General features: G+C 70.1%; 20 protein-coding genes. 12 read left to right on the forward strand and 8 right to left on the reverse strand.

Translation table 11 applies throughout. The features are described from left to right. Nucleotide 1: 1 nt before the first annotated feature. The 4 genes from bioB to Q1A98_RS19980 form a co-directional block, all read right to left on the reverse strand. Nucleotides 2-1,051, reverse strand: a complete 1,050-nt coding sequence (gene bioB, locus Q1A98_RS19965) for a biotin synthase BioB (protein ID WP_299576722.1) — start codon at nt 1,049-1,051, stop codon at nt 2-4. A gap of 106 nt (nt 1,052-1,157) precedes the next feature. Then, nucleotides 1,158-1,844, reverse strand: coding sequence for a dethiobiotin synthase (bioD, locus tag Q1A98_RS19970; protein ID WP_299576724.1), 687 nt, complete (start codon nt 1,842-1,844; stop codon nt 1,158-1,160). Further along, nucleotides 1,841-3,019: an 8-amino-7-oxononanoate synthase gene (locus Q1A98_RS19975; protein WP_299576726.1), complete on the reverse strand. Its 1,179-nt coding sequence runs from the start codon at nt 3,017-3,019 to the stop codon at nt 1,841-1,843. The genes bioD and Q1A98_RS19975 overlap by 4 nt, the downstream gene beginning before the upstream one ends. Before the next feature lie 54 nt (nt 3,020-3,073). Further along, complete coding sequence (locus Q1A98_RS19980) at nt 3,074-4,381, reverse strand: adenosylmethionine--8-amino-7-oxononanoate transaminase (protein ID WP_299576727.1); 1,308 nt, start codon at nt 4,379-4,381, stop codon at nt 3,074-3,076. A 121-nt stretch (nt 4,382-4,502) separates the two neighbouring features. Here Q1A98_RS19980 and Q1A98_RS19985 point away from each other — a divergent pair, with 121 nt between their 5' ends. From Q1A98_RS19985 to Q1A98_RS20000, 4 genes are all read left to right on the forward strand, one after another. After that, on the forward strand, nt 4,503-6,755 hold the full coding sequence (locus Q1A98_RS19985) for an acyltransferase family protein (protein ID WP_299576729.1): 2,253 nt from the start codon (nt 4,503-4,505) through the stop codon (nt 6,753-6,755). Between the two features lie 103 nt (nt 6,756-6,858). Beyond that, nucleotides 6,859-9,216 carry a glycogen debranching protein GlgX gene (gene glgX / locus Q1A98_RS19990; protein ID WP_299576731.1) on the forward strand — a complete coding sequence of 786 codons (2,358 nt, stop codon included), beginning with the start codon at nt 6,859-6,861 and terminating at the stop codon, nt 9,214-9,216. A gap of 1 nt (nt 9,217) precedes the next feature. Further along, nucleotides 9,218-11,533 carry a malto-oligosyltrehalose synthase gene (treY, locus tag Q1A98_RS19995; RefSeq protein WP_299576733.1) on the forward strand — a complete coding sequence of 772 codons (2,316 nt, stop codon included), beginning with the start codon at nt 9,218-9,220 and terminating at the stop codon, nt 11,531-11,533. Nucleotides 11,534-11,540: 7 nt separating this feature from the next. Next, a complete protein-coding gene (locus Q1A98_RS20000; protein ID WP_299577051.1) occupies nt 11,541-12,935 on the forward strand; it encodes an FGGY family carbohydrate kinase in 1,395 nt (464 codons plus the stop codon). Nucleotides 12,936-13,141: 206 nt separating this feature from the next. On the opposite strand, the gene Q1A98_RS20005 is transcribed toward Q1A98_RS20000, so the two are convergent. Together Q1A98_RS20005 and Q1A98_RS20010 are read right to left on the reverse strand one after the other, a co-directional pair. Beyond that, the gene (locus Q1A98_RS20005; protein WP_299576735.1) at nt 13,142-14,614 is read right to left on the reverse strand and encodes a mannitol dehydrogenase family protein; all 1,473 of its coding nucleotides are present in this window, start codon (nt 14,612-14,614) and stop codon (nt 13,142-13,144) included. Continuing rightward, nucleotides 14,611-15,621 carry an NAD(P)-dependent alcohol dehydrogenase gene (locus tag Q1A98_RS20010; protein ID WP_299577053.1) on the reverse strand — a complete coding sequence of 337 codons (1,011 nt, stop codon included), beginning with the start codon at nt 15,619-15,621 and terminating at the stop codon, nt 14,611-14,613. The genes Q1A98_RS20005 and Q1A98_RS20010 overlap by 4 nt, the downstream gene beginning before the upstream one ends. A 135-nt stretch (nt 15,622-15,756) precedes the next feature. Between Q1A98_RS20010 and Q1A98_RS20015 the strand changes: the two genes are divergently transcribed. From Q1A98_RS20015 to Q1A98_RS20045, 7 genes are all read left to right on the forward strand, one after another. Beyond that, nucleotides 15,757-16,758: a sugar-binding transcriptional regulator gene (locus tag Q1A98_RS20015; protein WP_299576738.1), complete on the forward strand. Its 1,002-nt coding sequence runs from the start codon at nt 15,757-15,759 to the stop codon at nt 16,756-16,758. Beyond that, nucleotides 16,758-18,113 carry a sugar ABC transporter substrate-binding protein gene (locus Q1A98_RS20020; RefSeq protein WP_299577055.1) on the forward strand — a complete coding sequence of 452 codons (1,356 nt, stop codon included), beginning with the start codon at nt 16,758-16,760 and terminating at the stop codon, nt 18,111-18,113. Before Q1A98_RS20015 ends, Q1A98_RS20020 begins: the two co-directional genes overlap by 1 nt. Before the next feature lie 57 nt (nt 18,114-18,170). Then, nucleotides 18,171-19,073, forward strand: coding sequence for a carbohydrate ABC transporter permease (locus Q1A98_RS20025; RefSeq protein WP_299577057.1), 903 nt, complete (start codon nt 18,171-18,173; stop codon nt 19,071-19,073). Then, nucleotides 19,073-19,951: a carbohydrate ABC transporter permease gene (locus Q1A98_RS20030; RefSeq protein ID WP_299576740.1), complete on the forward strand. Its 879-nt coding sequence runs from the start codon at nt 19,073-19,075 to the stop codon at nt 19,949-19,951. Before Q1A98_RS20025 ends, Q1A98_RS20030 begins: the two co-directional genes overlap by 1 nt. 51 nt (nt 19,952-20,002) lie before the next feature. Next, entirely contained in the window at nt 20,003-21,112 is a 1,110-nt protein-coding gene (locus tag Q1A98_RS20035; protein ID WP_299576742.1) for an ABC transporter ATP-binding protein, read from the forward strand. Nucleotides 21,113-21,181: 69 nt separating this feature from the next. Continuing rightward, on the forward strand, nt 21,182-22,921 hold the full coding sequence (gene treZ / locus Q1A98_RS20040) for a malto-oligosyltrehalose trehalohydrolase (RefSeq protein ID WP_299576744.1): 1,740 nt from the start codon (nt 21,182-21,184) through the stop codon (nt 22,919-22,921). Nucleotides 22,922-22,961: 40 nt separating this feature from the next. Further along, complete coding sequence (locus Q1A98_RS20045) at nt 22,962-23,972, forward strand: LLM class flavin-dependent oxidoreductase (protein ID WP_299576746.1); 1,011 nt, start codon at nt 22,962-22,964, stop codon at nt 23,970-23,972. Between the two features lie 225 nt (nt 23,973-24,197). Here Q1A98_RS20045 and ilvA read toward each other — a convergent pair whose 3' ends face one another. Beyond that, entirely contained in the window at nt 24,198-25,574 is a 1,377-nt protein-coding gene (gene ilvA, locus Q1A98_RS20050; RefSeq protein ID WP_299576748.1) for a threonine ammonia-lyase IlvA, read from the reverse strand. Nucleotides 25,575-25,603: 29 nt separating this feature from the next. Beyond that, nucleotides 25,604-26,047 carry a nitroreductase family deazaflavin-dependent oxidoreductase gene (locus Q1A98_RS20055; protein ID WP_299576750.1) on the reverse strand — a complete coding sequence of 148 codons (444 nt, stop codon included), beginning with the start codon at nt 26,045-26,047 and terminating at the stop codon, nt 25,604-25,606. Nucleotides 26,048-26,214: 167 nt separating this feature from the next. Here Q1A98_RS20055 and Q1A98_RS20060 point away from each other — a divergent pair, with 167 nt between their 5' ends. Continuing rightward, nucleotides 26,215-26,436 carry a hypothetical protein gene (locus Q1A98_RS20060; RefSeq protein ID WP_299576752.1) on the forward strand — a complete coding sequence of 74 codons (222 nt, stop codon included), beginning with the start codon at nt 26,215-26,217 and terminating at the stop codon, nt 26,434-26,436. The last annotated feature ends 12 nt before the right edge of the window (nt 26,437-26,448 follow it).

A 26,448-nucleotide genomic window follows, 5' to 3' on the forward strand; every position in this document is an offset into this window, starting at 1 on the left:
GTCAGATGCTGTCGTTGAGCGCCTTGATCGGCATCTGCAGATCGGTCAGCAGGTCGAGGTCGGCCTCGGCGGGCCGGCCCAGGGTCGTCAGGTAGTTGCCGACGATGACCGCGTTGATGCCGCCGAGGATGCCCTGCTTGGCGCCGAGGTCGCCGAGGGTGATCTCGCGGCCACCGGCGAACCGCAGGATGGTGCGCGGCAGGGCGAGGCGGAACGCTGCGACCGCACGCAGCGCGTCCGACGCGGACAGCACCTCGAGATCACCGAACGGTGTGCCCGGGCGCGGGTTCAGGAAGTTCAGCGGCACCTCGTCGGGCTCGAGCGCCGCGAGGTCGGTCGCGAACTCCGCTCGCTGTTCGAGCGACTCGCCCATGCCGAGGATCCCGCCGCAGCAGACCTCCATCCCGGCGTCGCGGACCATGCGCAGGGTCTCCCACCGCTCCTCGTAGGTGTGGGTGGTGACGACGTTCGGGAAGTGGCTGCGCGCGGTCTCCAGGTTGTGGTTGTAGCGGTGCACACCCATCGCGGCGAGCTCGTCGACCTGTTCCTGGGTCAGCATGCCGAGGCTGCAGGCGATCTGGATGTCGACCTCGTCGCGGATGGCCTCGATGCCCGCGGCGACCTGGCTCATCAGGCGCTTGTCGGGTCCGCGGACCGCGGCGACGATGCAGAACTCGGTGGCGCCGGTCTTCGCGGTCTGCTTGGCCGCCTCGACGAGGGAGGGGATGTCGATCCATGCGCTGCGGACCGGCGAGGTGAACAGTCCCGACTGCGAGCAGAAGTGGCAGTCCTCGGGGCAACCGCCGGTCTTCAGCGAGATGATGCCCTCGACCTCGACCTCGGGCCCGCAGTGCTTCATGCGCACGTCGTGGGCGAGCTGCAGCAGCTCGGTGAGGTGGTCGTCGGAGAGCTGCAGGACGCGCAGCACCTCGTCACGGTCGAGCGGGACGCCGCGTTCGAGCACCTTCTCGCGCGCCAGTTCCAGGATGTCGGTTCCCTCGGCGGCACCCTGTGCGTCGGTCTGCTCCGGTCGGACTGGGGCCTGGGTCACGCGAGCTCCTCGGGTCGAGATGTGGTGGTCGAGATGTGGTCGGTCATGGCGTCCCGGCCACCGTCCGATCGCTCGGTCGACGGTCGCGGACCGGGATCAGTGTGCCCTATCCGGGGGTGAGCCCGGCCACCCACTCCGCCGTGAACCAGGACGGAGCGCGGTCACGGAAGTCCTCTCGCGACAGCCGTCCGGCGCCCGCGGGGATCACACCGACGACGGGCACGCCGGTGAGTCGCGGCAGGTCGTCCCCGTTGCAGCGGGTGGCGAGGTCGGGATCGTCGGGCCAGGAGCCGATGACGACACCGGCGACCTCGACGCCGCGAGCCCGCGCGGCCGCGACGGTCAGTTCGGTGTGGTTGAGGGTGCCGAGACCGGCGGCGGCGACCACCACGAGCGGTGCGGAGAGCGCCTCGGCGACGTCGAGCGCGGTGAGGTCGGGACCGAGGCGGACCAGCACACCGCCGGCGCCCTCGACGAGGACGAGGTCACTGTCGGCGACGCGCGCCACCACGTCCAGCACATCGGGCAGGGTCAGGGCCGGCATGCCCGCGCGGGCCGCGGCGGTCTCCGGCGCGAGAGGGTCCGGGTAGCGGATCCCCTCGGCGACGGATCGCGTGCCGGTCAGCCGGACCACCTCGGCGATGTCGCCCGGCTCGTCGCCGACGACCCCGGTCTGCGCCGGTTTGCACACGCCGACCGAGATGCCCGCGGCTTCGGCGGCGACGGTCAATGCCGCGGTCGCGACGGTCTTCCCGACGTCGGTGGAGGTCCCGGTGACGACGAGCGTGCTCACACGACCCCTGCCATCGCCGCGTCGCGGGCCGCGGTCACGACCGCGGCCGCCCGGTCGATCTGGGCGTCGGTCAGATCGGCGCGGGCGGTCAACCGCAGTCGCGCGGTGCCCGGCGGCACCGACGGGGGTCGGAAGCAGCCGACGTCGACGCCGTCGTCCCGGCACCGCAGGGACGCCGCGAGCGCGGGCGCCGGCTCCCCCACGATCAGCGACACCACGGCGGACTCGGGGACGTCGCCACCACACGCCGCGGCCAGCCGCCGTGCGATGTCGCGGACCCGGTCGGCGAGATGGGGTTCGTCGCGCAGGATCGCCAGCGCCGCGTGCGCCGCGCCGACCGCGGCAGGGGCGAGACCGGTGTCGAAGATGAACGTGCGCGCCCGGTCGACGAGGTGTTCCCGGAGCAGCTGCGAGCCGGCGACGAAACCGCCCTGCGCGGCCAACGACTTCGACAGCACTCCGGTGACGACGAGATCGGGCGCATCGCGGAGTCCGACCTCGGCCAGGACGCCGCGGCCACCGGGACCGCGGACTCCGATCGCGTGCGCCTCGTCGACGAGGAGCGCCGCACCGTGGTCGCGGGCCGCCGAGTAGAGCTGCGCCACGGGCGCGACGGCGCCGTCGATGCTGTAGACGGAATCGGTGACGACGAGCGCACGATCCTCGGAGCGGGCGGCCAGCTCGGCGCGGACCGCCGCGTGGTCACCGCGGTCGACGACGACGACGCGGGCCCGGGAGAGCCGACAGCCGTCGATGAGGGAGGCGTGCGCCCCGCCGTCGCTGACGATCAGGTCGCCGCGGCCCATGAGCGCCGACACCGCACCCACGTTCGCCATGTAGCCCGAGCTGAAGACGAGCGCCGCGGGCACACCGAGGAAGTCGGCGAGGTCGCGCTCGAACGCGTGATGGGCCTCGGTGGTCCCGACGACCAGTCGCGACGCGGTCGCGCCCCCACCCCACTCCTGCGCGGCGCGAGCGGCGGCTGCGGTGACGCGGGGATCCCGGGTGAGGCCGAGGTAGTCGTTCGACGCCAGGTCGAGCCGGTCGGTGACGGGCGGACGGGGGCGCAGCTCACGGTGCAGCCCCTCGGCCTCCCGGACCCGGGCCGCCTCCGCCATCCACGCCAGCGCCGCGGGGCGGCCGGCGTCGGGACGGGGGTCGGGGGTGGCGGTCATCGCGGCCCAGCGTCTCACATCTCAGGAGGGGCCCCGGCGGCGCGTTTCGCCGCCTCAGACGGCGGCGTGCGCGGTGACGACCGCGCGGATGCCGCCGACGATCGTGTCGAGGTCGTCGGGGCTGCAGATGTAGGGCGGCATCGTGTAGACGAGGTCCCGGAAGGGACGCAGCCACGCACCCGCGTCGAGCGCCGCGTCGGTGGCGACGTCCATGTCGACCGGTCGGGTCAGCTGCACCACCCCGATGGCACCGAGGACCCGGACGTCGGCGACCTGTGGCAGGTCGCGCAGATCGGCGAGGCCGGCGCGGAGGTGGTCGCCGATGCCGGCGACCTGCTCCCGCCACTCCCCGGTCGCCAGCAGCGACAGCGACGCCGACGACACAGCGCACGCCAGCGGGTTGGCCATGAATGTCGGACCGTGGGCCAGGACGCCCATCTCGCCGTCGCTGATCACCTGCGCGACGTGGTCGGTGCACAGCGTCGCCGCCATGGTCATGTAGCCCCCGGTGAGCGCCTTGCCGAGGCAGAGGATGTCCGGTGAGACCCCCGCGTGGTCGGAGGCGAACAACTCCCCCGTGCGTCCGAAGCCGGTGGCGATCTCGTCGAAGATCAGAAGGACGCCGTGGTCGTCGCAGATGCGGCGCAGGTCCCGCAGGTACGCCGGGTCGTGGAACCGCATCCCGCCGGCGCCCTGGACGACCGGCTCGACGACGACCGCGGCGAGCTCGTCGTGGTGTGCGACGACCGCCTCCTCGAGGACCGTGACGTAGGCGGGGTCGTGCTCCACCGGGGGCGTGGGCACGAAGACCTGCTCGGGCAGGACCCCCGTCCACTGGGCGTGCATGCCGCCGTCGGGGTCGCAGACGCTCATCGGGGTGACGGTGTCGCCGTGGTAGCCGCCGCGCCACGTCAACATCCGGGTGCGACCGCGGATCCCCTGTCCGCGCCAGTACTGCAGCGCCATCTTGGCCGCGACCTCGACGGACACCGAGCCGGAGTCACAGAAGAACACCCGTCGCAGCGGGTCGGGGGTGATGTCGACGAGAGTGCGCGCCAACCGGGCCGCCGGTTCGTGCGTGAGACCGCCGAACATGACGTGCGCCATCGACCCCAGCTGCTCGGTGACCGCCGCGTCGAGCACGGGGTGCGCGTAACCGTGGACCGCCGCCCACCACGAACTCATGCCGTCGACCACCGACCGCCCGTCGGCGAGGTGCAGCCGTGTCCCCGACGCCGACTCGACGACGATCGGCGGTGTCCCCGGACGCGCCGAACCGTAGGGATGCCAGATGGCGGCCGCGTCGATCGCGGCGATCTCGTCGGCGCGCAGCCGGGTGTTCGGCGGGGCGGGAGTGGCCATCCGGCCCACGCTAGCGGGTCCGGATCGCGCCGTTCACCGTCCCGGTCGTGCGATCAGCGGGCCTGCTCCCGTGTGGTGAACGTGGAAATACCGGAGATGGCCGGTAGATTACGACCACGTGGTGACCGCCCCGACCCGCTCGCCGGAGCGGACACTGCCCGCACGGGCCGAGGGGAAGGCCGCCTACCGCATCGACCTCGACGGTCTGCGGGGCGTCGCGATCGCCCTCGTCGCCTGTTTCCACATCTGGTTCGGCCGCGTCTCGGGTGGCGTCGACGTCTTCCTCACGCTCTCCGGCTACTTCTTCGTCGGCTCCCTGCTCAAGCACGTCCTCGTCAGCCAGAAACCGACGGTGACGCTGTGGGCCGCGGTCGACCCACGCACCCGGCTCACCCGTCTGCTGCGGCGCCTGCTGCCCGCCCTGATCACCGTCCTGCTGGCCATCACGGTCCTCACGATCGTCGTGCTGCCGCAGACCCGCTGGGTGTCGACCGGTCGCGAGGTCATCGCGAGCGCGCTGTACTACCAGAACTGGCATCTGGCGTTCAACAGCCAGGACTACACCGCCGCGAGCTCGGCCAACAGCCCGCTCCAGCACCTGTGGTCGATGTCCGTGCAGGGTCAGTTCTTCGTCGTCACGATGCTCACGGCGCTCGCCTTCTGCGGCGTCGTCAAGGTGGCGTCGCGGTGGATCCCGCAGGTCACCCGGCCCGCCGTGCTGCGCGCCCTCGTGTCGATCGCGATCCTGGGCGTCGCCGCGGTGTCCTTCTACTGGGCGCACATGCGGATGGGCGTCAACCAGCAGTTCAACTACTACGACACGATCGCGCGCACCTGGGAACCGCTGGCCGGCGGCCTGCTCGCCGTGTGGATGCCGAAGGTGCGTGTCCCGAACGCCGTGCGGGCCCTCGTCGGGGTCGTCGCGCTCGCGCTCATCGTCACCTGCGGATGGTGGATCGTCGGCGTCGAGGAGTACCCGGGCCCCATGGCGTTGGTGCCCGTGCTGGCGACGCTCGCGCTGATCTGGGCGGGCGCGACCGCGACCCAGCGCGGCGACGCCGTGCCGCAGCCCGTCGTGAACCGCGCCCTGGCGAGTCGGTTCCCGGTCTGGCTCGGGTCGATCTCCTACGCCCTCTACCTGTGGCACTGGCCGTTGCTGATCTTCTACCTCGCCTGGCGGGGGAAGAACCACGCCTCGTTCGTCGAAGGCGTCGGGCTCATCGCGGTGTCACTCGCACTGGCCTGGCTCACCAAGCGGTACGTCGAGGACCCGCTGCGGGCCCCACGCTCGGCCGCCGTCGCGCCGTCCGGTGGGAAGCACCGCGTCGCCGACCACGCGCACGCCGACGGCGCGGCGACCGCGGAATCGCTCGCCGATCCCCTCCTGCCCCGCCGCCGCCCCCGGCTGCAGCTCGCGCGTCCCGGGTACGCCGGTGTGCTCACGATCCTGCTGATCGTCGGTTCGCTCGCCACCGGCGTCGGGATCACCGCCTGGCATCGGCACGTCGACGGGATCGTCGTCGACACCACGAACCTCGACCCGCGCATCTACCCCGGTGCACGCGCGTTCCTCGACGGTGCCCCGGTGCCCAAGGTCGACGCCGTCCCGAGCGCTCTCGAGGTGCTGAAGGACCTGCCGGAGACCTCGTACAACGGACACATCTCGAGCTTCACCGACCCCGAGATCCACGTCGGGGTCTACGGCAACCCGACCGCCACCCGCACCATCGCGCTGGCCGGCGGGTCGCACGCCGAGTACTGGATCTCGGCACTGGACATCCTCGGCAAGCAGAACGACTTCAAGGTGGTCACCTACCTGAAGATGGGGTGTCCGCTGTCGACGGACCCGAACCCGACCTCCGACGGTGTCCCCTACCCGCAGTGCGCGGACTGGGTCCGGCGCGTGATGGACCGCATCATCGCCACCAGGCCCGATGCTGTGTTCACCAACTCGACCCGTCCCCGCTACGGCATCACCGACGACTGGGTCCCGCCGGACTACGTGGGCATCTTCCAGCGCTTCCACGACGCGAACATCCCCGTGCTCGGCGTCCGCGACTCGGTGTGGCCGCACAACGCCAAGGGCCCCATCGACACCCCCACCTGCCTGGCCGACGGCGGCGACGCGAAGTCCTGTGGCACCGACCGAGCGTCGACCTATGGGCCGACCAACCTCACCGACGACCTCGTCGCGCGGTTCCCGAACATGCACCCGATCGACCTGTCGCGCGGCTGGTGCACCGACACGTTCTGCCCCGCGGTCATCGGCAACATCACCGTCTACCACGACTGGCACCACCTCAGCGCGACCTTCGTCCGCAGCCTGGCTCCGGAACTGCAGCGTCAGATGAAGGCCGCGCTCCCCTGGGCGTGACCGCTTCCGCGTGCACCGTCGCCGCCGGTGTGACGCCGCGCTGTCGGGATGAGCGAGGCCCGCGCTGCCGATAGGGTCGTCCCATGACGTCACGAGCGTGGGAATGACCGCGGACCCCAGCACCACCGGCGGCGACCCCGTCGACGACACCACGCCTGCCATCGCGCCCGAGACGTTCGAGGTGTGGCCCGGCACCCCCTATCCCCTCGGCGCGACCTACGACGGCGCGGGAACCAACTTCTCGGTGTTCTCCGAGGTGGCCGACGCCGTCGACCTGTGCCTCATCGGCAAGGACGGCAGCGAGACACGGGTACGGATCGACGAAGTCGACGGGTTCGTGTGGCACTGCTACCTGCCGTCGGTCGCGCCCGGCCAGCGCTACGGGTTCCGCGTGCACGGCCCCTACGACCCGGCCCGGGGTCTGCGCTGCGACCCGTCGAAGCTCCTCGTCGACCCCTACGGCAAGGCGTTCCTCGGTGAGTTCGACGGCGACCGGTCTCTGTACTCCTACCCGATCGAGCTGCCCGGCGACGACGCCACGGTCGAGCCGACGCCCGCGACGGCCCCTGCCGCCGACGTCGCCACGGACAAGGAGGAGGTCGAGGAGGTCGTCCACCCCGACGAACCCGTGGTGCGCAGCGCCGACGACGAGGACCTGTCCGCGGAGATCGCGGAGATCGACTCCTCCGAGGACGCGACGGTCCCGGGCATGCCCGGTCTGGACTCCCTCGGCCACACCATGGTGTCCGTCGTCATCAACCCGTTCTTCGACTGGCAGCACGATCGCGCCCCCGGCCGCCCGTACCACGAGACGGTGATCTACGAGGCGCACGTCAAGGGCATGACGGCCACGCACCCGGAGGTGCCCGAGCACCTGCGCGGCACGTACGCGGGTCTCGCGCACCCGGCGATCATCGAGCATCTCACCGATCTCGGCGTGACCGCGATCGAGCTGATGCCGGTGCACCAGTTCCTGCAGGACCAGACCCTGCTCGACCAGGGTCTGCGGAACTACTGGGGCTACAACAGCTTCGGATTCCTCGCGCCGCACGCCGACTACGCGTCGACCACGCGGGCGGGCAGCGCCGTCACCGAGTTCAAGGCGATGGTGCGCGCCTTCCACGAGGCGGGTATCGAGGTCATCCTCGACGTGGTCTACAACCACACCGCCGAGGGCAACCACATGGGCCCGACGATCTGCATGCGAGGCATCGACAACGCCGCCTACTACCGGCTCGTCGACGGCCAACCCGAGATGTACATGGACTACACGGGAACCGGCAACAGCCTCAACGTCCGGCACCCGCACACGCTGCAGCTGATCATGGACTCGCTGCGGTACTGGGTGCTCGAGATGCACGTCGACGGTTTCCGTTTCGACCTCGCGTCGACCCTGGCCCGCGAGCTGCATGACGTCGACAAGCTGTCGGCGTTCTTCGACCTGGTCCAGCAGGACCCGGTGGTGAGCCAGGTGAAGCTCATCGCCGAGCCCTGGGACGTCGGCGAGGGCGGCTACCAGGTCGGCAACTTCCCCGGCCTGTGGACCGAGTGGAACGGAAAGTACCGCGACACCGTGCGCGACTACTGGCGCGGCGAGCCGTCGACGCTGGGCGAGTTCGCGTCGCGGTTCACCGGGTCGTCGGATCTGTACGAGGCGACCGGCCGGCGTCCGGGTGCGAGCATCAACTTCGTCATCGCCCACGACGGCTTCACCCTGCGGGACCTGGTGTCCTACAACGAGAAGCACAACGACGCCAACGGCGAGGACAACCGCGACGGCGAGAGTTACAACCGGTCGTGGAACTGCGGCGTCGAGGGACCCACCGACGACCCACAGATCGAGGACCTGCGTCAGCGTCAGCAACGCAACATCCTCGTCACCCTGGCACTGAGTCAGGGGACCCCGATGATCGCCCACGGCGACGAGATGGGCCGGACCCAGCAGGGCAACAACAACGTCTACTGCCAGGACTCGCCGCTGTCGTGGATGGACTGGACGCTGGCGGAGAAGAACGCCGACCTGATCACGTTCACGCGCAAGGCGTTCGCGTTGCGGACCGACCACCCGGTGTTCCGTCGACGTCGCTTCTTCGTCGGTCGCCCCATCCGTACCGGCGAGGAGGCCCGCGACATCGCCTGGCTGACGCCGGGCGGCACCGAGATGACGCCGGAGGACTGGGATTCCGGGTTCGGCAGGAGCCTCGCGGTGTACCTCAACGGTGACGGCATCAACGAGAAGGACATCCGCGGGCGGCTCGTCGTCGACGACACGTTCCTGCTGTGCTTCAACGCGCACTACGAGCCGATCGACTTCGTCCTGCCGTCGAGCTATTACGGTTCGCAGTGGAAGGGCGTGCTGGACACCGCGAGCCCGGTCGGCGACACCGACGTGACGGCCGACTCCGGCGGCACCGTCGTGGTGCGGGACCGGTCGGTTCTGGTGCTCCGCAAGGTCGCATGACGTGACGGAGACACCCACCCGCCCACCACTCGTCGCCACCTACCGCCTGCAGCTGACAGCGGAGTTCACGTTCGCTGACGCCGAGTCGGTGCTCGACCACATCGCATCGCTCGGGGTCAGCCACCTGTACCTCTCGCCGATCAACACGGCGACCGCGGGTTCGACGCACGGCTACGACTGGATCCCGCCGGTCGACGTCGCGCCTGTGCTCGGCGGCATCGACGGTCTGCGCAGCCTGCGTCAGGCGGCCGCCGACCGCGGTCTGGGCGTCGTCGTCGACATCGTGCCCAACCACACCGGCGTCGAGGACCCGCGCCAGAACACGTGGTGGTGGGACGTGCTGACCCACGGCGCGTCGTCGGAGTTCGCGCACTACTTCGACATCGACTGGGACACCGACAACGGGGCCGACGGCAAGATCGCACTCCCGGTGCTCGGCTCGGCCGACGACGAGACCGCGCTCGAGATCGACGCCGACGCACACGAACTCGTCTTCTACGAGCACCGTTTCCCCCTGGCGCCGGGTACGCCTACCGAGGATCCCGCCGCTGCGCACGCCGCACAGGCATACCGGCTGGTCCCGTGGGACTCCGGGGTCATCGGATACCGCCGGTTCTTCGCCGTGAACGGGCTGGCAGGACTCCGTCAGGAGGACGCGGACGTCTACGCCGCGACACACGCCCTGGTCCACCGGCTCGTGGCCGAGGACCTCGTCGACGGCATCCGTGTCGACCATCCCGACGGTCTCGTCGACCCCGTCGGCTACCTGACGCGCCTGCGTGCCGACATCGGTGACGAGCGGGTCCTGTGGGTCGAGAAGATCCTCGGCACCGACGAGACCCTCGACCCCGCACTCCCCGTCGACGGCACCACCGGCTACGACGCACTGCGGTGGGTCGACGGGGTGTTCGTCGACGCCGCTGCCGAGGAGACGTTCTCGGCTGTGCACCGCGAGATCGTGGGGAACGACGGTGGTGCGGCCTGGCTGCACGACGCCGAACACGACCGGAAGCGCGCGACCCTGGCCGAGCTGTTCCCCGCCGAGCGGGCGCGACTGTCGCGCGCGATCCGGGTGGCCGCCCGGGACTCCGGGGACACCGATCCGGCCGCGGTCCCGCAACCCGAGCTCGACGACGCGATCGCCGAGGTGATCGGGCGGCTCGGTGTCTACCGTGCCGACTACCCGTCGCTGTCCGGACTCCTGTCCGACACCCTCGACACTGTCCGCGAAGCACGGCCGGACCTCGCCACGGCCGTCGGCCTGCTCCGGGCCACCGTGCTCGACGACGGCGAACCGGCCGTACGCCTGGCACAGGTGTGCGGGGCGACGACCGCGAAGAGCGTGGAGGACAACCTCTTCTACCGGACGGCACGCCTGGTGGCACTGCAGGAGGTCGGTGGCGACCCGGGCCGGTTCGGCGTCACGGTCGACGAGTACCACTCCCGCGTCGCCGCACGGTCGGCGGACTTCCCCCGGTCGATGACGACGTCGTCGACCCACGACACCAAGCGCGGCGAGGACGTCCGCACACGCATCGTCGCGCTCACCGCCCACCCGCCCGCGTGGCGTGACCTGGTCGCGACGATGCAGTCACGGACGCCGCCACCCGACGGGGTGACCGGCCTGTTCCTGCTGCAGAACATCGTCGGCGTCTGGCCGGACGATGGACCGGTGCCCGACAGCGTCCGCGAGCGGTTGCACGAGTACGCGACCAAAGCGATCCGCGAGGCCGCGCTGATCACGACGTGGACCTCGGTCGACGAGGAGTCCGAAGGCGCCGTGCACCGCTGGATCGACGCGGTGATCGACGGGCCCGTCGGCGCGGCGATCGCAACGCACGTGGCGGACACCCGGGCCGAGAGGGAGTGGATGATCCTCGCGCACAAGGGACTGTCGTTGCTGACGCCGGGCGTTCCGGACGTCTACCAGGGCACCGAGTGGTTCGAGGACTCCCTCGTCGACCCCGACAACCGGCGCGCGATCGACTGGTCGGCCTCCACCGACCACCCGAAGGTCGCGGTGGTACGTCAGGCGCTCGCCGCCCGCCGCGCCCACGCCGGGGCGTTCGTCTGCGCACGCGGACACCGCCCGCTGTCCGTGACCGGCGCCGACGCGGACCGCGTCGTCGCGTTCACCGCCAGCGACGACGACACCCCGCGCGTCGCCGTGGTGGTCGTGACCCGACCCGGCGTCGACGCGTCGGTCGATCTCGGCACCGACGCATGGCGCGATCGGCACACAGGCGAGATCGTCTCGGGCACACTGGCGGTCGGAGCAGTTCCGGTGACCGTGCTGGAGCGTGACGCAGCGAGGTGACCCGGCGATGACGCTGGTGGCAGGGATCGACTCGTCGACCCAGTCCTGCAAGGTGGTGATCCGCGACGCCGACGACGGGTCGGTGATCCGGTCCGGGCGGGCCTCGCACCCGGACGGGACCGAGATCCACCCCGACCGCTGGTGGGATGCACTGCAGACCGCGATCGCCGACGCCGGCGGACTCGACGATGTCGCCGCGCTCGCCGTCGGCGCGCAGCAACACGGCATGGTGTGTCTGGACGAGTCGGGCTCCGTCGTGCGGGATGCGCTGCTGTGGAACGACACCCGCTCCGCCGACGCCGCATCCGACCTCGTCGACGAACTCGGCGGTGCACAGGCATGGGCCGATCGGGTGGGCGTCGTGCCGGTCGCCTCGATCACTGCCACGAAGCTGCGCTGGCTCGCCGACGCCGAGCCGGACTCGGCGGACCGGACCGCAGTTGTCTGCCTCCCCCACGACTGGCTGTCGTGGCGGTTGCGCGGCTCCGACGACGTGTCGGCGCTGACCACCGACCGTAGCGATGCCAGCGGCACAGGGTATTTCGCCGCGGCGACCGGCGAATACGACCGGGAACTGCTCCGCATGGCGTTCCGTGATCGTGACCCACTGCTGCCGCGGGTCGTCGGCCCCGCCGAGATCGTCGGTGAGATCGGGTCTGGCGCGGTTGTCGGTCCCGGCGCCGGCGACAACGCCGCCGCCGCATTGGCCGTGGACGCGCGTCCCGGTGACATCGTCGTGTCGCTCGGGACGTCGGGCGTGGTGTCCGCGGTGTCGGGCACACCGACCCACGACGGATCCGGCTACGTCGCGGGATTCGCCGACGCGACCGGGCGGCACCTGCCGCTGGTGTGCACCCTGAACGGCGCGCCCGTCCTCGCGTCGACCGCCGCCATGCTCGGCGTCGACCTCGACCGCCTCGCCGAGCTGGCGCTCGGGGCACCGTCCGGCGCCGAGGGCGTCGTGATGGTCCCGTACTTCGAGGGTGAGCGATCGCCCAATCTGCCGACGGCTCAGGCGAGTCTGTGGGGTCTGACCCTGCGGTCGGCGCGCCCGGAGATCATCGCGCGGGCCGCCGTCGAAGGCCTGCTGTGTTCACTGCGCGACGGACTCGACTACATCCGCGCATGCGGTGTCGACGCGCGGCGGGTGCTGCTGGTCGGCGGTGGCGTGCGGTCGGAGGCGGTCCGGGCGCTCGCACCGGTGGTCTTCGGACTGCCCGTCGCGGTGCCCGCACCCGGCGAGTACGTCGCCGACGGCGCGGCCCGTCAGGCGGCGTGGGCGCTCTCCGGCGCGGAGAACCCGCCGGAGTGGGCGGCCCCGGTCACCGAGACCGTCGAGGCCGACGAAGACCCCACGGTGATCGAGCGCTACCGCGAGGCGCGGTCGACCATCTACGGCTGACCCCGCCGACCGTGCAGCAGATCCCGTCGATCGTGCACCAGATACCACCGAGCGCGCACCGCGGGATCGAGTGCACGATCGAGCGAATCTTCTGCACGGTCAGCGAGCTTTTCCGCACGGTCGGCGAGATCTACTGCACGCTCGGCGGGCACTTCTGGCCCGCTCGGCGGGCAGTTTTGGCACGCTCGGCGAGCGCGCCCCGGGGTCTACCTATCGCGGAGGAGGGTCTCCAGGGTCGCTCGAGTCCCGTTCTCGCGCAGGGACTCCAGGATGCGGGTGTAGGGCTCCATGAACCGTGGCTCGTCGACGAGGTCGCCGAAGAGGTCGCGGACACCGACGAAAGCGCGCGGGTCGTCGCGGCTGTCCCGGGCGAGGGGCACCAACTGGTCGGCCCGACGATCCACCACGTCGATCGGGGCACCGTCCTCGTCGACACCCTCCGCATAGCGCGTCCAGGTGGCGATCACCGCGGCGCAGATGTCGACCGACCCGCCGGCGGCGAGCCGCTCCCGCACCACGGGGACCATCCACTGCGGGATGCGGTCCGACGACTCGGCGCACAACCGGGCGACGGTGTCCCCGATCGCGTCGTTGGAGAACCGCTCCACGAGCGTGTCGATGTATTCGTCGAGGTCGACGCCGGGAACGGGCGGCAGACTCGGACGGCCCTCGGTCTGCATGTAGGCACGCAGCAGCGCAGCGATCAGCGGGTCGCGCGTCGCGTCGGCGACGGCGCGGTATCCGAGGAGATACCCGGCGTAGCAGAGGGTCTGGTGTCCGGCGTTGAGCAGTCGGAGCTTCATCAGCTCGTACGGTTCGACGTCGCCGACCATCTGCACCCCGACGTCCTCGAACGCCGGCCGGCCGTCGACGAAGTCGTCCTCGAGCACCCACTGCGTGAACGGTTCGGCGACCACGGGCCAGGCGTCGTCGATGCCGGTGCGCTCGCGCACCTCGGCGGCGAGTCCGGGCGGCGTGGCGGGCGTGATCCGGTCGACCATGCAGTTGGGGAACGTCGTGTGCAGATCGATCCAGTCGGCGAGATCGGGATCCTGAGCCCGGGCGAACGTGGTGAACACGCGACGGGCCATGTGCCCGTTGCCCGGGATGTTGTCGCATGACATCACCGTGAACGACGGGACGCCCCTTTCGCGGCGTCGTCGCAGCGCTTCCACGACGAGCCCGAAGACTGTGCTCGGCACCGCGTTCGGGCGCAGATCCGCTGCGACGGCGGGGTCGTCGAGCACGAACTCCCCCGTCGTGGAGGAGATGTTGTAGCCACCTTCGGTGATGGTGAGCGACACGACCTTGGTGGTGGGTGCGGCCATCGCCTCTACCACCGCGGCGGGATCGTCCGGGGCGACGAGGAAGTCGACGATCGCACCCATCGTGTGGGTCTCGACGGTCCCGTCCGGATGCTTCAACGTCAGCGTGTACAGGTGGTCCTGCGAGGCGAGCGCGTCACGCATCCGGCGGTCGGCCGGCAGGACCCCGACGCCGCGGATCGTCCAGGGCGCAGCAGGATCCGCGCGCAGCACACGATCGACGTACATCGCCTGATGGGCGCGATGGAAACCGCCGACACCGATGTGGACGATCCCCGGTGTCACGTCGTGTCGCGGGTACGGCGGGACCGAGTCGGACCAGCCGCGAGCGGTCTGCGTTGTCGTCTCGCTCATCGGGGGTCTCCTGCCACGTCGATCACGGCCTTGATGCTGCCAGGGGTCCGGTCCGCGTCGAGGGCTCGGTCCGCCTGCTCCAGCGGGAACCGTCCGGTGACCATCCCGTCGAGGTCGATCCGCCCGGCGGCGGCGAGTTCGATCGCCGCCGGCCAGGTGTTGGCGTAGCGGAACACGCCCGTGACGACAAGTTCACGGTTCTGGATCACCCCGAGCGGCACCGCGACCGTGTCCGGGCCCATCCCCACCAGCACGACGCGTCCCGCGGGACGGACGCGGCGCATCCCGTCGACGATCGCCGCCGGCGCACCGGACGCGTCGACGAACGCGTCGACCTGCTCGACGTCGACGACCATGTCCGGCGCGATCACCAGGGTGGCGCCGAATCGTGGTGCGTTCGCCCGTCGGCGCTCGTCGGGATCGGACACGACGATCCGCGTGGCGCCCATCGCGCGGGCGACCTGTGCGCACATCAGTCCGATCGGACCGGCCCCGGCGATCAGCAGCGACGATCCCGCACCGATCGCGGCCTTGCGCAGCGTCGCGAGCGCCACCGATGCCGGCTCCAACAGTGCGGCAGCGGTGTCCGAGACCGAGTCGGGGACCCGATGGGCGAACGCGGCACCGATCGTCACGTAGTCGGCGAGTGCCCCGTCGACAGGCGGGGTGGCGTAGAACCGCATGTGCGGACAGAGGTTGTACTCACCGCGCAGCGTCTCGGCCGACGCGGGATCGGGGCGCTGCGGTTCGATCGACACGCGCTCACCCACCCGCACCGGGTCGACCCCGTCACCCACCGCGACGATACGACCCGCTGCCTCGTGACCCAGGACCAGCGGGGCGTCGACGACGAAGTCCCCGATCCGTCCCTCGCGGTAGTAGTGCGCGTCGGATCCACAGACCCCGACGACGCTGACCGCGACGAGGACGTCACCGGCAGCCGGGCGCGGCACCGGCCGCTGCTCCATCTCGATGCGGCCGAGCTCGATGAGCACGGCCGCGCGCATCGCGGTCGGCGAATCCGGTGATTCGGGCAACTCGACGGCCCGAGATGTTGTCTGCGTCACATCGGTGATGCTAGCGTACTGAGCACATGCCCGACCAGTGAGCATCTGCTCACACCTCGACGACGAGGAGGCACCGTGCCGGACGACTCCGCACAGGACCTGCGTCTCCTCGTGCGTGCCGCCACGATGTACCACCTCGAGGGCGCCACCCAGGCCGAGATCGCCACGCGCCTCGGGGTGTCGCGGCCCACGGCCGGCCGTCTCGTCGCCCGGGCCCGCGCGCAGGGACTGGTGCGGATCGTCGTCGAGGTGCCACCGGAACTGTCGGAATCGGTGCACACCGACCTCGAGCGCGATCTCGAGCAGCGGTTCTCGCTCGACGAGGTGCTGGTCATCGACGACGAGGTGGACGGTTCCCGCGGCGGGTACGCCGCACTCGGTCGCGCCGGCGCATCGGTCCTGGCCCGACGACTCAGTCCCCCGGACACGCTCGGCTTCACGTGGGGCCCGGAGACGGTTGCCGTCGCCGACGCGCTCGGCGGGCGGTCGGCGTCGTGTCTGCGTGTGGTGCAGATGGACGGCTCGGTCTCGGCCACGGATTACCAGACCGGCGTCGAGCGCATCCTCTCCGGCTGCGCCCAGCGACTCTCGGCCCGCCCGCTGCGACTCGTCGCGCCGCTCTACGCCGACACCGGCACCGTGTCCGCGCTCGAGGCCGACTCGATCGTGTCCCAGGCACTGACCGCCGCGAAGGAATCCGACGTGATGATGTTCGGTGTCGGCACGGTGTCGACCTCGGGCACGTTGTTCTCCGGTGCCTTCGTCGACGCCGCCGTCCTCGACGAACTCGCCGCCGTCGGCGCCGTCGGGGAGATCGGCGGCCATTTCTACGACGCCGCAGGACATCCGGTGGTCTCCAGCCTCACCGGACGCACCGTGTCCGTCGGACTCGACGTGGTCCGCGACTGCCCCACCACCATCCTGCTGTCCGGCGGACCTCCGCGGTACGAGTCGATCCTCGGAGCACTCCGCGGCGGCCTCGCGACCGTACTCGTCACCGACATCGGTTGTGCCACCTGGCTGGCGGGCCAGGAACCCGCCCTCGCCACCACCCCGAAGAGAAAGGCGGACCAGTGATCCGCTCCCCACGCCGGCGACTCGTCGCCGGCATCAGCGCGCTCATCGCCACCGCGCTCACGGCCACCGCCTGCGCCGGCGCCGGCTCCTTCACCGACGGCGGCGGCGACGCCGTCACCATCGCACTGGTCTCGAACTCGCAGATGAAGGACGCCATCTCGCTGTCCGGGCGGTTCGAGAAGGAGAACCCCGGCGTGAAGCTCAAGTTCGTCACCCTGTCCGAGAACGAGGCCCGCGCCAAGATCACCGCGTCGGTGTCGACCGGCGGCGGCGAGTTCGACGTCGTGATGATCAGCAACTACGAGACCCAGATGTGGGCGCAGAACGGCTGGCTGGTCAACCTCCAGCCCTACATGGACCGCACTCCCGGGTACGACGCGAACGACTTCATCCCGACGCTGAAGGACGCCCTGTCCTACAAGGGCGGGATGTACTCGGCGCCGTTCTACGGCGAGTCGTCCTTCCTCATGTACAACAAGAAGATGCTGGCCGCGGCCGGCGTCACCATGCCCGAGAAGCCGACCTGGCCGCAGGTCGCCGAGGCCGCCCGCAAGCTCGACAAGCCCGGCGTGTCCGGGATCTGCCTGCGCGGCAAGCCCGGATGGGGCGAGGTCCTCGCCCCACTCGACACCGTCATCAACGCCTTCGGCGGCCGCTGGTACGACAAGAACTGGAACGCACAGCTGACCAGCCCGCAGGTGAAGGCCGCGGTGCAGTTCTACGTCGACACCGTCCGACAGGTCGGTGAGCCCGGTGCCGCGTCGTCCGGCTTCCAGGAATGCGGAAACCTGTTGTCGCAGGGCCAGACCGCGATGTGGTACGACGCGACGTCGGCCGTCTCCGTGCTCGAGAGCCCCGACACCTCGACGATCGCCGGCGACGTCGGGTACGCCCAGGCGCCCAGCATGGCCAAGGGCGACAACGGCTGGCTCTACACCTGGTCGCTGGGCATCCCGTCGAGCAGCACGAAGAAGGACGCCGCCTGGAAGTTCATCAACTGGATGACCGACAAGAAGTACATCGCCATGGTCGCCGACACCCTCGGGGCCAGCCACGTCCCGCCCGGCAGCCGGCTGTCCACCTATCAGCTCCCCGCGTACAAGGCCGTGTCGTCGGCCTACGCCGAGCCCACCCTGTCGGCCATGACCGCGGCGAACCAGCTGAAGCCGTCGCTGGAACCGGTGCCCTACACCGGCGTGCAGTTCCTCGCGATCCCCGAGTTCCAGGATCTCGGTACCCGCGTCAGCCAGCAGATCAGTGCCGCGATCGCCGGCCAGATCAGTGTCGACGACGCGCTGAAGCAGTCCCAGACGTATGCCGAGGCAGTCGGCGACACCTACAAGAAGGAGAGGTGACCCGTGGCCACCGCACTCGTCGACCCTGACGCCCCGGCGCCCAGCGAACGGGCACCGATCACCTCTGGTCGCGACCACATCTCGCGCGCCGAGGGGTGGCGTCGCCGGGGTCCCCTGCTCCCGGCCCTGATCTTCATGGTCGTCGTCACCCAGATCCCGTTCGTGGTGACGCTGTACTACTCCACCCAGTCGTGGAACCTGGTGCGCCCGGGATCGCGACAGTTCAACTGGCTCAACAACTACGTCGAGGTCTTCAAGGACACGCAGTTCTGGACGGTCACGCTCAACACCGTCCTGCTGATCGTGGGCACCGTGATCATCTCGGTCGTGCTCGGGCTGATCTTCGCGCTTTTGCTCGACCGCAAGTTCGTCGGACGCAGCGTGGTCCGCACGTTGCTGATCACCCCGTTCCTGGTGACCCCGGTCGCCTCGGCACTGCTGTTCAAGACCAGCCTGCTCTCCCCCACCAGCGGCCTGCTCAACTATGTGTTGAGCCCGTTCGGCGTCCAGACCGACTGGCTCAGCGAGTACCCGCTCGCCAGCGTCATGGGTGAACTCGTCTGGCAGTGGACGCCGTTCATGATGCTGCTGATCCTCGCCGGCCTGCAGTCGATGCCCAAGGACATCGCCGAGGCCGCGAAGGTGGACGGCGCCACCAGCTTCCGGCTGTTCCGTGAGCTCACGCTGCCGCACCTGCGTCGGTTCATCGAGCTCGGCACGGTGCTCGGGGCGATCTACCTGGTGAACACCTTCGACGCCGTCTACATGATGACCTCGGGCGGTCCGGGTGTCGCGAGTTCGAACCTGCCGTTCTACATCTACCAGCGGGCCTTCCTCGGCTTCGACATCGGCCAGGCCGCCGCGATGGGCGTCGTCACCGTCGTCGGGACGATCGTGGTCGCGACGCTGGCCCTGCGACTCATCTTCAAGTCCTTCGACGGAACCCAGGAGGCGGTCTGATGGCCACCACGACACCGACCCGTCCCGTCACGGCCGACGCGACACCGACCCCGGTGATCCGACGGAAGCGGAATCCCAAGGGCGGCCTGCTGACCGCGTTCACCTGGATCATCTCGATCGGGTTCTTCTTCCCGGTGCTGTGGATGGTGTTGACCGCGTTCAAGAAAGAAGCCGACGCCAACACCAACCCGCCGACGTTCTTCTTCACCCCGACCCTCGAGCAGTTCCGCAACGTCTTCGACGCCGGTATCGCCACGCCGCTGCTCAACTCGGTGTTCGCGACGGTCGCGTCGACGGTCCTGGTGCTGCTGCTCGGCGTCCCCGCGGCGTTCGCGTTGTCGCTGCGCCCGGTCCGCAAGACCTCCGACGCACTGTTCTTCTTCCTCAGCACGAAAATGCTGCCCATCGTCGCGGCGATCATCCCGCTGTACGTGATCGTCGGGAAGATCGGGATGCTCGACAACGTGTGGACGCTGGTCATCCTCTACACGGCGATGAACCTGCCGATCGCGGTGTGGATGATGCGGTCGTTCTTCCTCGAGGTCCCCAAGGAACTCCTCGAGGCGGCCAGCATCGACGGCGCGAGCCTCTGGACCTCGGTGCGTGAGGTGATCCTCCCGCTCATCTCGCCCGGGATCGCCGCCACCGCACTGATCTGCGTCATCTTCTCGTGGAACGAGTTCTTCTTCGCGGTGAACATGACCGCGGTGAACGCGCAGACCATGCCGGTGTTCCTCACCGGCTTCATGTCCGGGCAGGGACTGTTCTGGGCACAGCTGTCCGCGGCGTCGGTGTTGGCCGCGCTGCCGGTGGTCATCTGCGGCTGGATCGCCCAGAACAAGCTCGTCCGCGGTCTGTCCTTCGGCGCCATCAAGTGACCGCCTGACCGACCCCCACACCTCAGACCCTCTCGCACACAGGAGAATCCCATGGCTTCCATCACCTACGACAAGGCCTGCTGCGTCTACCCGGGCGCCGACAAGCTCGCCGTCGACTCCCTCGATCTCGACATCGCCGACGGTGAGTTCGTCGTCCTCGTCGGCCCGTCGGGCTCGGGCAAGTCCACCGCGCTGCGCATGCTCGCCGGCCTGGAGGAGATCGACAGCGGCGCCATCACCATCGGCGGTGCGAACATGGTCGGGGTCGCACCGAAGGACCGCGACATCGCGATGGTGTTCCAGAACTACGCGCTGTACCCGAACAAGACCGTCGGCGAGAACATGGGTTTCGCGCTGAAGATGCGCGGTATCGGCGTCGAGGAGCGCAAGCAGAAGGTCGCCGAGGCCGCCAAGCTGCTCGACCTCACCGACTACCTCGACCGCAAGCCGGGCAAGCTGTCCGGTGGTCAGCGCCAGCGTGTGGCGATGGGCCGCGCGATCGTCCGTGAGCCGCAGGTGTTCTGCATGGACGAGCCGCTGAGCAACCTCGACGCGAAACTGCGGGTGCAGACCCGCACCCAGATCGCCGCGCTGCAGCGACGTCTCGGCACGACGACCGTCTACGTCACCCACGACCAGGTGGAGGCGATGACGATGGGTGACCGCGTCGCCGTCCTGCGCGACGGCAAGCTGCAGCAGTTCAGCACCCCCACCGAGCTCTACGACCGCCCCGTCAACGCGTTCGTCGCGGGGTTCATCGGATCCCCCGCGATGAACCTCTTCACGGCGCCGCTCGCCGACGGCGGTGTGACGATCGGGGGCGCCACCCTCGCGATCGAACGGACCACACTCGCCGCGGCCGACCGAGCCGGCGCCAAGGACGTCGTCGCCGGGGTGCGCCCCGAGGCCCTGGGGCTCTCCGACGACGGCACCGGCATCCCCGCCACGGTCGCCCTGCTCGAGGAACTCGGCAGCGAGACCTACGTCTACGCCACCATCGACGACCCCGCCGTGCGCACGCTCGACGGCGGGCCCGTCACCCTCGTGGCACGCACGCCACGTCGTGCGCCTGCGAAACTCGGTGAGCAGGTGCGCTTCCGGCAGACCGAGTCCACCGTCCACCTGTTCGCACCCGACACCGGAGAGCGCCTCGGCGACTGACGACCACCCCCGCGCGGCGTGCACGCCTCCGCCGCGCGGGGGTACCCACCTTCTCCGTAGGCTGACCTGGTGACGCAGCAGACCTTCTCGGTGTGGGCCCCGTCGGCGGAGAGCGTCGGTCTCTGGCACGACGGCACGATCACGCCGATGTCGCGCGACGGACAGTGGTGGACCGCCGTCGCCGACGTCGCGTCGGACTCCGGCCGGTACGGCTACGTGATCGACGGTGACGTCAGCGACGTGATCCCCGATCCGCGCGCTCCCCGACTGCCCGAGGGCGTGCACTCCCCCGGCGCGCTCGACGACCCCGCGTCGTTCAGCTGGACCGACCAGGCATGGGCGGGACGGCCTGTCGGTGGCGCGGTGGTCTACGAGATGCACGTCGGGACCTTCACCCCGGAGGGCACTTTCGACGCGGCCGTGACGCGCCTGCAGCACCTCGTCGACCTCGGTGTCGAGTTCGTCGAGGTGATGCCGATCAACGGGTTCAACGGCGTGCACAACTGGGGCTACGACGGTGTCGCCTGGTTCGCGGTGCACGAGCCGTACGGCGGGCCGGACGGCTTTCGGCGATTCGTCGACGCGGCACACGCCGCCGGCGTCGGCGTCATCCTCGACGTCGTCTACAACCACCTCGGCCCGTCGGGCAACTACCTCCCCCGCTTCGGGCCCTACCTCACCGAGGGTGCGAACACCTGGGGCCAGTCGCTGAACCTCGACCAGGCCGACTCCGACGCCGTCCGCGCCCACATCATCGACAACGCGCTGCGGTGGATGCGCGACTTCCATGTCGACGGTCTTCGCCTCGACGCGGTCCACGCCCTCGTCGACCACACCGCGATCCACCTCCTCGAAGAGCTGGCGGTCGCGACCGATGCCCTGGCGACCGCGCTGGGTCGGCCGCTGTCGCTCATCGCCGAGAGCGACCTCAACGACCCGCGGCTCGTCACCGCCCGCCGCGACGGCGGCTACGGCCTGGCCGCGCAATGGGACGACGACGTGCACCACGCCGTCCACACGGCGGTGTCCGGTGAACGTCAGGGCTACTACGCGGATTTCGGCAGCCTCGACTGCCTCGCGACGGCACTGACACGAGGGTTCTTCCACGCGATGACGTACTCGTCGTTCCGACGCCGTCGCCACGGCCGACCCATCGACCCCGACACGGTCGCGCCGTCGCAGATGGTCGTCTACACCTGCGATCACGACCAGATCGGCAACCGCGCGATCGGTGACCGCCCGTCGGCCTACCTCGACCACGGGCAGCTGGCGATCAAGGCGGCGCTGGTCCTCACCTCGGCGTACACGCCGATGCTGTTCATGGGTGAGGAGTGGGGCGCGTCGACACCGTTCCAGTTCTTCACCTCCCACCCCGAGCCGGAACTCGGGACGGCGACGGCGGAGGGACGCAAGGCCGAGTTCGCCGACCACGGGTGGGACGCCGCGGACATCCCCGACCCGCAGGACCCCGAGACCTTCCTGCGGTCGAAGCTGGACTGGTCGGAACCCGCCCGGCCCGACCACGCGCGGCTGCTCGAGTTCTACCGGGCGCTGATCGCGCTGCGCCGGTCCGTGCCCGATCTCACCGACGACCGGTGGGACTCGGTGTCCGCGTCGTACGACGTCGAGCGGGGGTGGTTCGCCCTCCACCGTGGCGCGGTCAGCACGATCTGCGTCCTCGCGGACAGCCCGACGACGGTCCCCATCCCGGTGGAACCACTGCTCTCGTGGGATCCGGTCGAGGTGTCCGACGCGGGGCTCTCGTCACCCGGGCACAACGTGGTCATCGGCCGTCGGCTCGTACGCTGAGGCGAGAAATATCGCTTCAAGCGGAGGTGTTGTCTCCGGTATGACTGTGTCGTTCTCTGTTCTCGATCTCGCGCCCGTGGTCGACGGTTCGTCCGTGTCCGAGGCGCTGAACCAGTCCATCGCGCTGGCCGTGGCCGCCGAACAGCTCGGTTACCGGCGGTTCTGGCTGGCCGAGCACCACAACATGCCCGGTATCGCGAGCTCCAGCCCGGCGGTGATGATCGGCCAGGTCGCCCGCGCCACCGAGACGATCCGCGTCGGATCGGGCGGCATCATGCTCCCCAACCACGCACCGCTCGTCGTGGCCGAGCAGTTCGGGACGCTCGACGCATTGTTCCCCGGTCGTGTCGACCTCGGCATCGGCCGTGCGCCCGGCACCGACCAGGTGACCGCACACGCGCTGCGCCGGGCCGCGAACCCGTCGGCCGACGACTTCCCCCAAGAACTCGCCCAGCTGCGTGCGTTCCTCGCCGGGCAGTTCCCGCCCGAGCACCCGTATTCGGCGATCACCGCGGTCCCCGGTGAGGGCGCGGCCGTCGAGATGTGGATGCTCGGGTCGAGCACCTACAGCGCGCAGGTGGCCGGACTCCTCGGACTGCCGTTCGCGTTCGCTCGACACTTCGCGCCGGCGGCCACCTACGACGCGCTCGCCGTCTACCGCGACAGCTTCCGGCCCGGTTTCCTCGACGAGCCGTACGCCATGCTGACCGTGACCGTCGTCGCCGCATCCGACGACGCGACCGCGCAGCAGCAGGCCGCACCGCACCGGCTCGCGATGGCGCGTCTACGGGACGGAACCCGCCCCGGTCGCTACCCCACCGTCGCGCAGGCCCTCGCCGAACCGCTCACCCCGATGCAGGAGGCCACCATCGGCGACTCCGCCTCGGCATGGATCGTCGGCGGACGGCAGAAGGTCGCCGACGAGATCGCCGCCCTCGTGGAATCGACCGGCGTGCAGGAGATCATGGTGAGCTCCATGCTCGCCGACTTCGATGCACGCCTGGAGTCGCACCGCATCGTCGCCGACATCCTCGCGCCCGCCCACGCCTGAGAGCTCACGCCCCGGGATCCCTCGTGTCCCCACACGACGGACACCATCCGCCATTCGTCGGGCGTCAGAAACCGCCTGTTCGGCCCCAGGAACCATTCGGTCGGGCCGTGACGATCACACGTGCGCACTGAAACCGGTGCCAGCTGCCCAACGACCGGTTCCTGGCGCCCGACGAACGGGTGGGGTGACCCGTCGAGGGGCGGTGCTCGGCAGGTGTTCGCGCGATCAGGTCATGTAGCGGTAGGCGGGCGAATCCGGGTGCAGCTGCTCGACTCTGAGCCGGGACGCGTTCATGCGGTCCAGCAGGGAGGAGAGGCTGTCGGCCGAACCCAGTTCGATGCCGACGAGCGCGGCACCCGTCTCGCGGTTGTTGCGCTTGACGTACTCGAAGAGGGTGACGTCGTCCGCAGGCCCGAGCACCTCGTCGAGGAAGCCGCGCAGCGCGCCCGGCTCCTGCGGGAAGTCGACGAGGAAATAGTGCTTGAGACCCTGGTGCACCAGTGACCGTTCGATGATCTCGCCGTAGCGCGACACGTCGTTGTTGCCCCCGGACAGAAGGCACACGACGGTCGAATCCGGCTGCAGCGACAGCTGATCGAGCGCGGCCACCGAGAGCGCTCCGGCCGGCTCTGCGATGATGCCGTCGTCCTGGTAGAGCTCCAGCATGGTCGAACACAACGCGCCCTCGTCGACGTGGACGATGTGCGTGGAACCCGGTGTGAGCACCCGGCCGGCGGGTTCGACGGTCGCGGCCGCCGGGAGATCGGGGTGCGCGGCCACCGTCGGCGCCATCGGGGCGAGCACGTCGTACACGACGCTGCCCACGCGTTTGACGGCGGCACCGTCGACGAAGGGGTCGATGTCGCCGAGGGTGACGGGCCCGCCGTGGACCAGCGCCGCCGACAACGACAGTGCCCCGGAGGGTTCCACACCGACGATGACCACGTCGGGATCGGCCTCGCGCAGCAGTGTCGCCATGCCTGCCAGACAGCCGCCGCCGCCGACCGGGATGACGACGACGTCGGGCACGGCGCCGAGTTGCTCCACGATCTCGGCCGCGATGGTGCCCTGGCCCGCGGCGGTGCGGACGTCGTCGAAGGCGTGGATCCAGGTGGCGCCGGTACGCAGCATGTCGGCCTGCGCCGCGGCCGCCGCGGCGTCGTAGGTGTCCCCCACCGGGATCAGCTCGACGGCGTCACCACCGTGCCACCGGATGCGGTCACGCTTCTGCTTCGGCGTCGTGGTGGGGACGTAGATCCGCCCCTGCACCCCCATCGCCTGACACGCGTAGGCCACGCCCTGCGCGTGGTTGCCGGCGCTCGCCGCGACCACACCGGCGGCGCGTTCCTCCGACGACAGCTGCGCCATCGTGTTGTAGGCGCCGCGGATCTTGTACGACCGGACCGTCTGCAGGTCCTCGCGCTTCACGAGTACGGACGCGCCGGTCGCACGAGACAGCCGCGCGCTGGTCTGCAGTGGGGTCCTGTCGACGACGTCGCGCACCCGCACGGCAGCGGCGCGGACGTCGTCGGCGGTCAGACGTGGTCCGTCCGCGACGTCGCCACCCGTCTGCGCGCGCGTTGCTGTGCTCACGTGTCCCATCGTCTCATCCGCGACGGCCGCGATCCGCGTCACTCCGTGACGGCGGGCTCCAGGACGAACACCGGGATCTCGCGGTCGGTCTTCTTCTGGTAGTCCTCGTAGGGCGGGTAGGCCGCCACCGCGCGCTCCCACCACTGCGCCTTCTCGCCGCCGAACACCTCGCGCGCGACCATGTCGAACACCTGCTCGCCGTCCCGAAGCTCGACGTGCGGGTTCGCGACGATGTTGTGGTACCAGACCGGATGCTTCGGGGCGCCGCCGAGCGACGCCACGACCGCGTAGTGCCCGTCGTGCTCGACCCGCATCAGCGGCGTCTTGCGCAGCTTGCCCGTCTTGTTGCCGACGGTGGTCAACAGGACGACGGGCATGCCGTTCATCTCGGTGCCCTCGGTACCTCCCGACGCCTCGATCTTCTCGGCGTGCTCCCGCGCCCAGTCGCTTGTGCTCGGTGCGTATTCGCCCTGCAAAGGCATGATGATCCTCTCGTCGTGCGGTGACCCGCGACACGGGAGTTCGGGGTCCCGAACTTTTGGCTGCGGGTTGTCGTACACTGTGGTCGACGCGGCGCGGACGTCGGCCTTCCGATCCGATCGACCCGCACCGACGATCGTGACACGCCGGCACGGGAGGAGGACTGACGATGACCACAATCGAGACGACCAGCGGAGTCCACGCCGTCCCCTCCGTCGACGTCGCGGGTGTCCCGTGGCCCGCCTACAAGGTGCACGCGCTCATCGTCGGCTTACTGGTCGCGGTGGTCGTCGGCGTGGCGACGCTGTCGGCGGAGACCACCGTTCTCGCCGCCGCGGCGACCACCACCGCCGCGTGGTGGGCGCTGCGCGTCGCGCATCTGCGGTCCTGACGCACCGCTGAT

It is taken from the genome of uncultured Williamsia sp., from assembly GCF_947494875.1.
Classification (GTDB): Bacteria; Actinomycetota; Actinomycetes; order Mycobacteriales; family Mycobacteriaceae; genus Williamsia_A.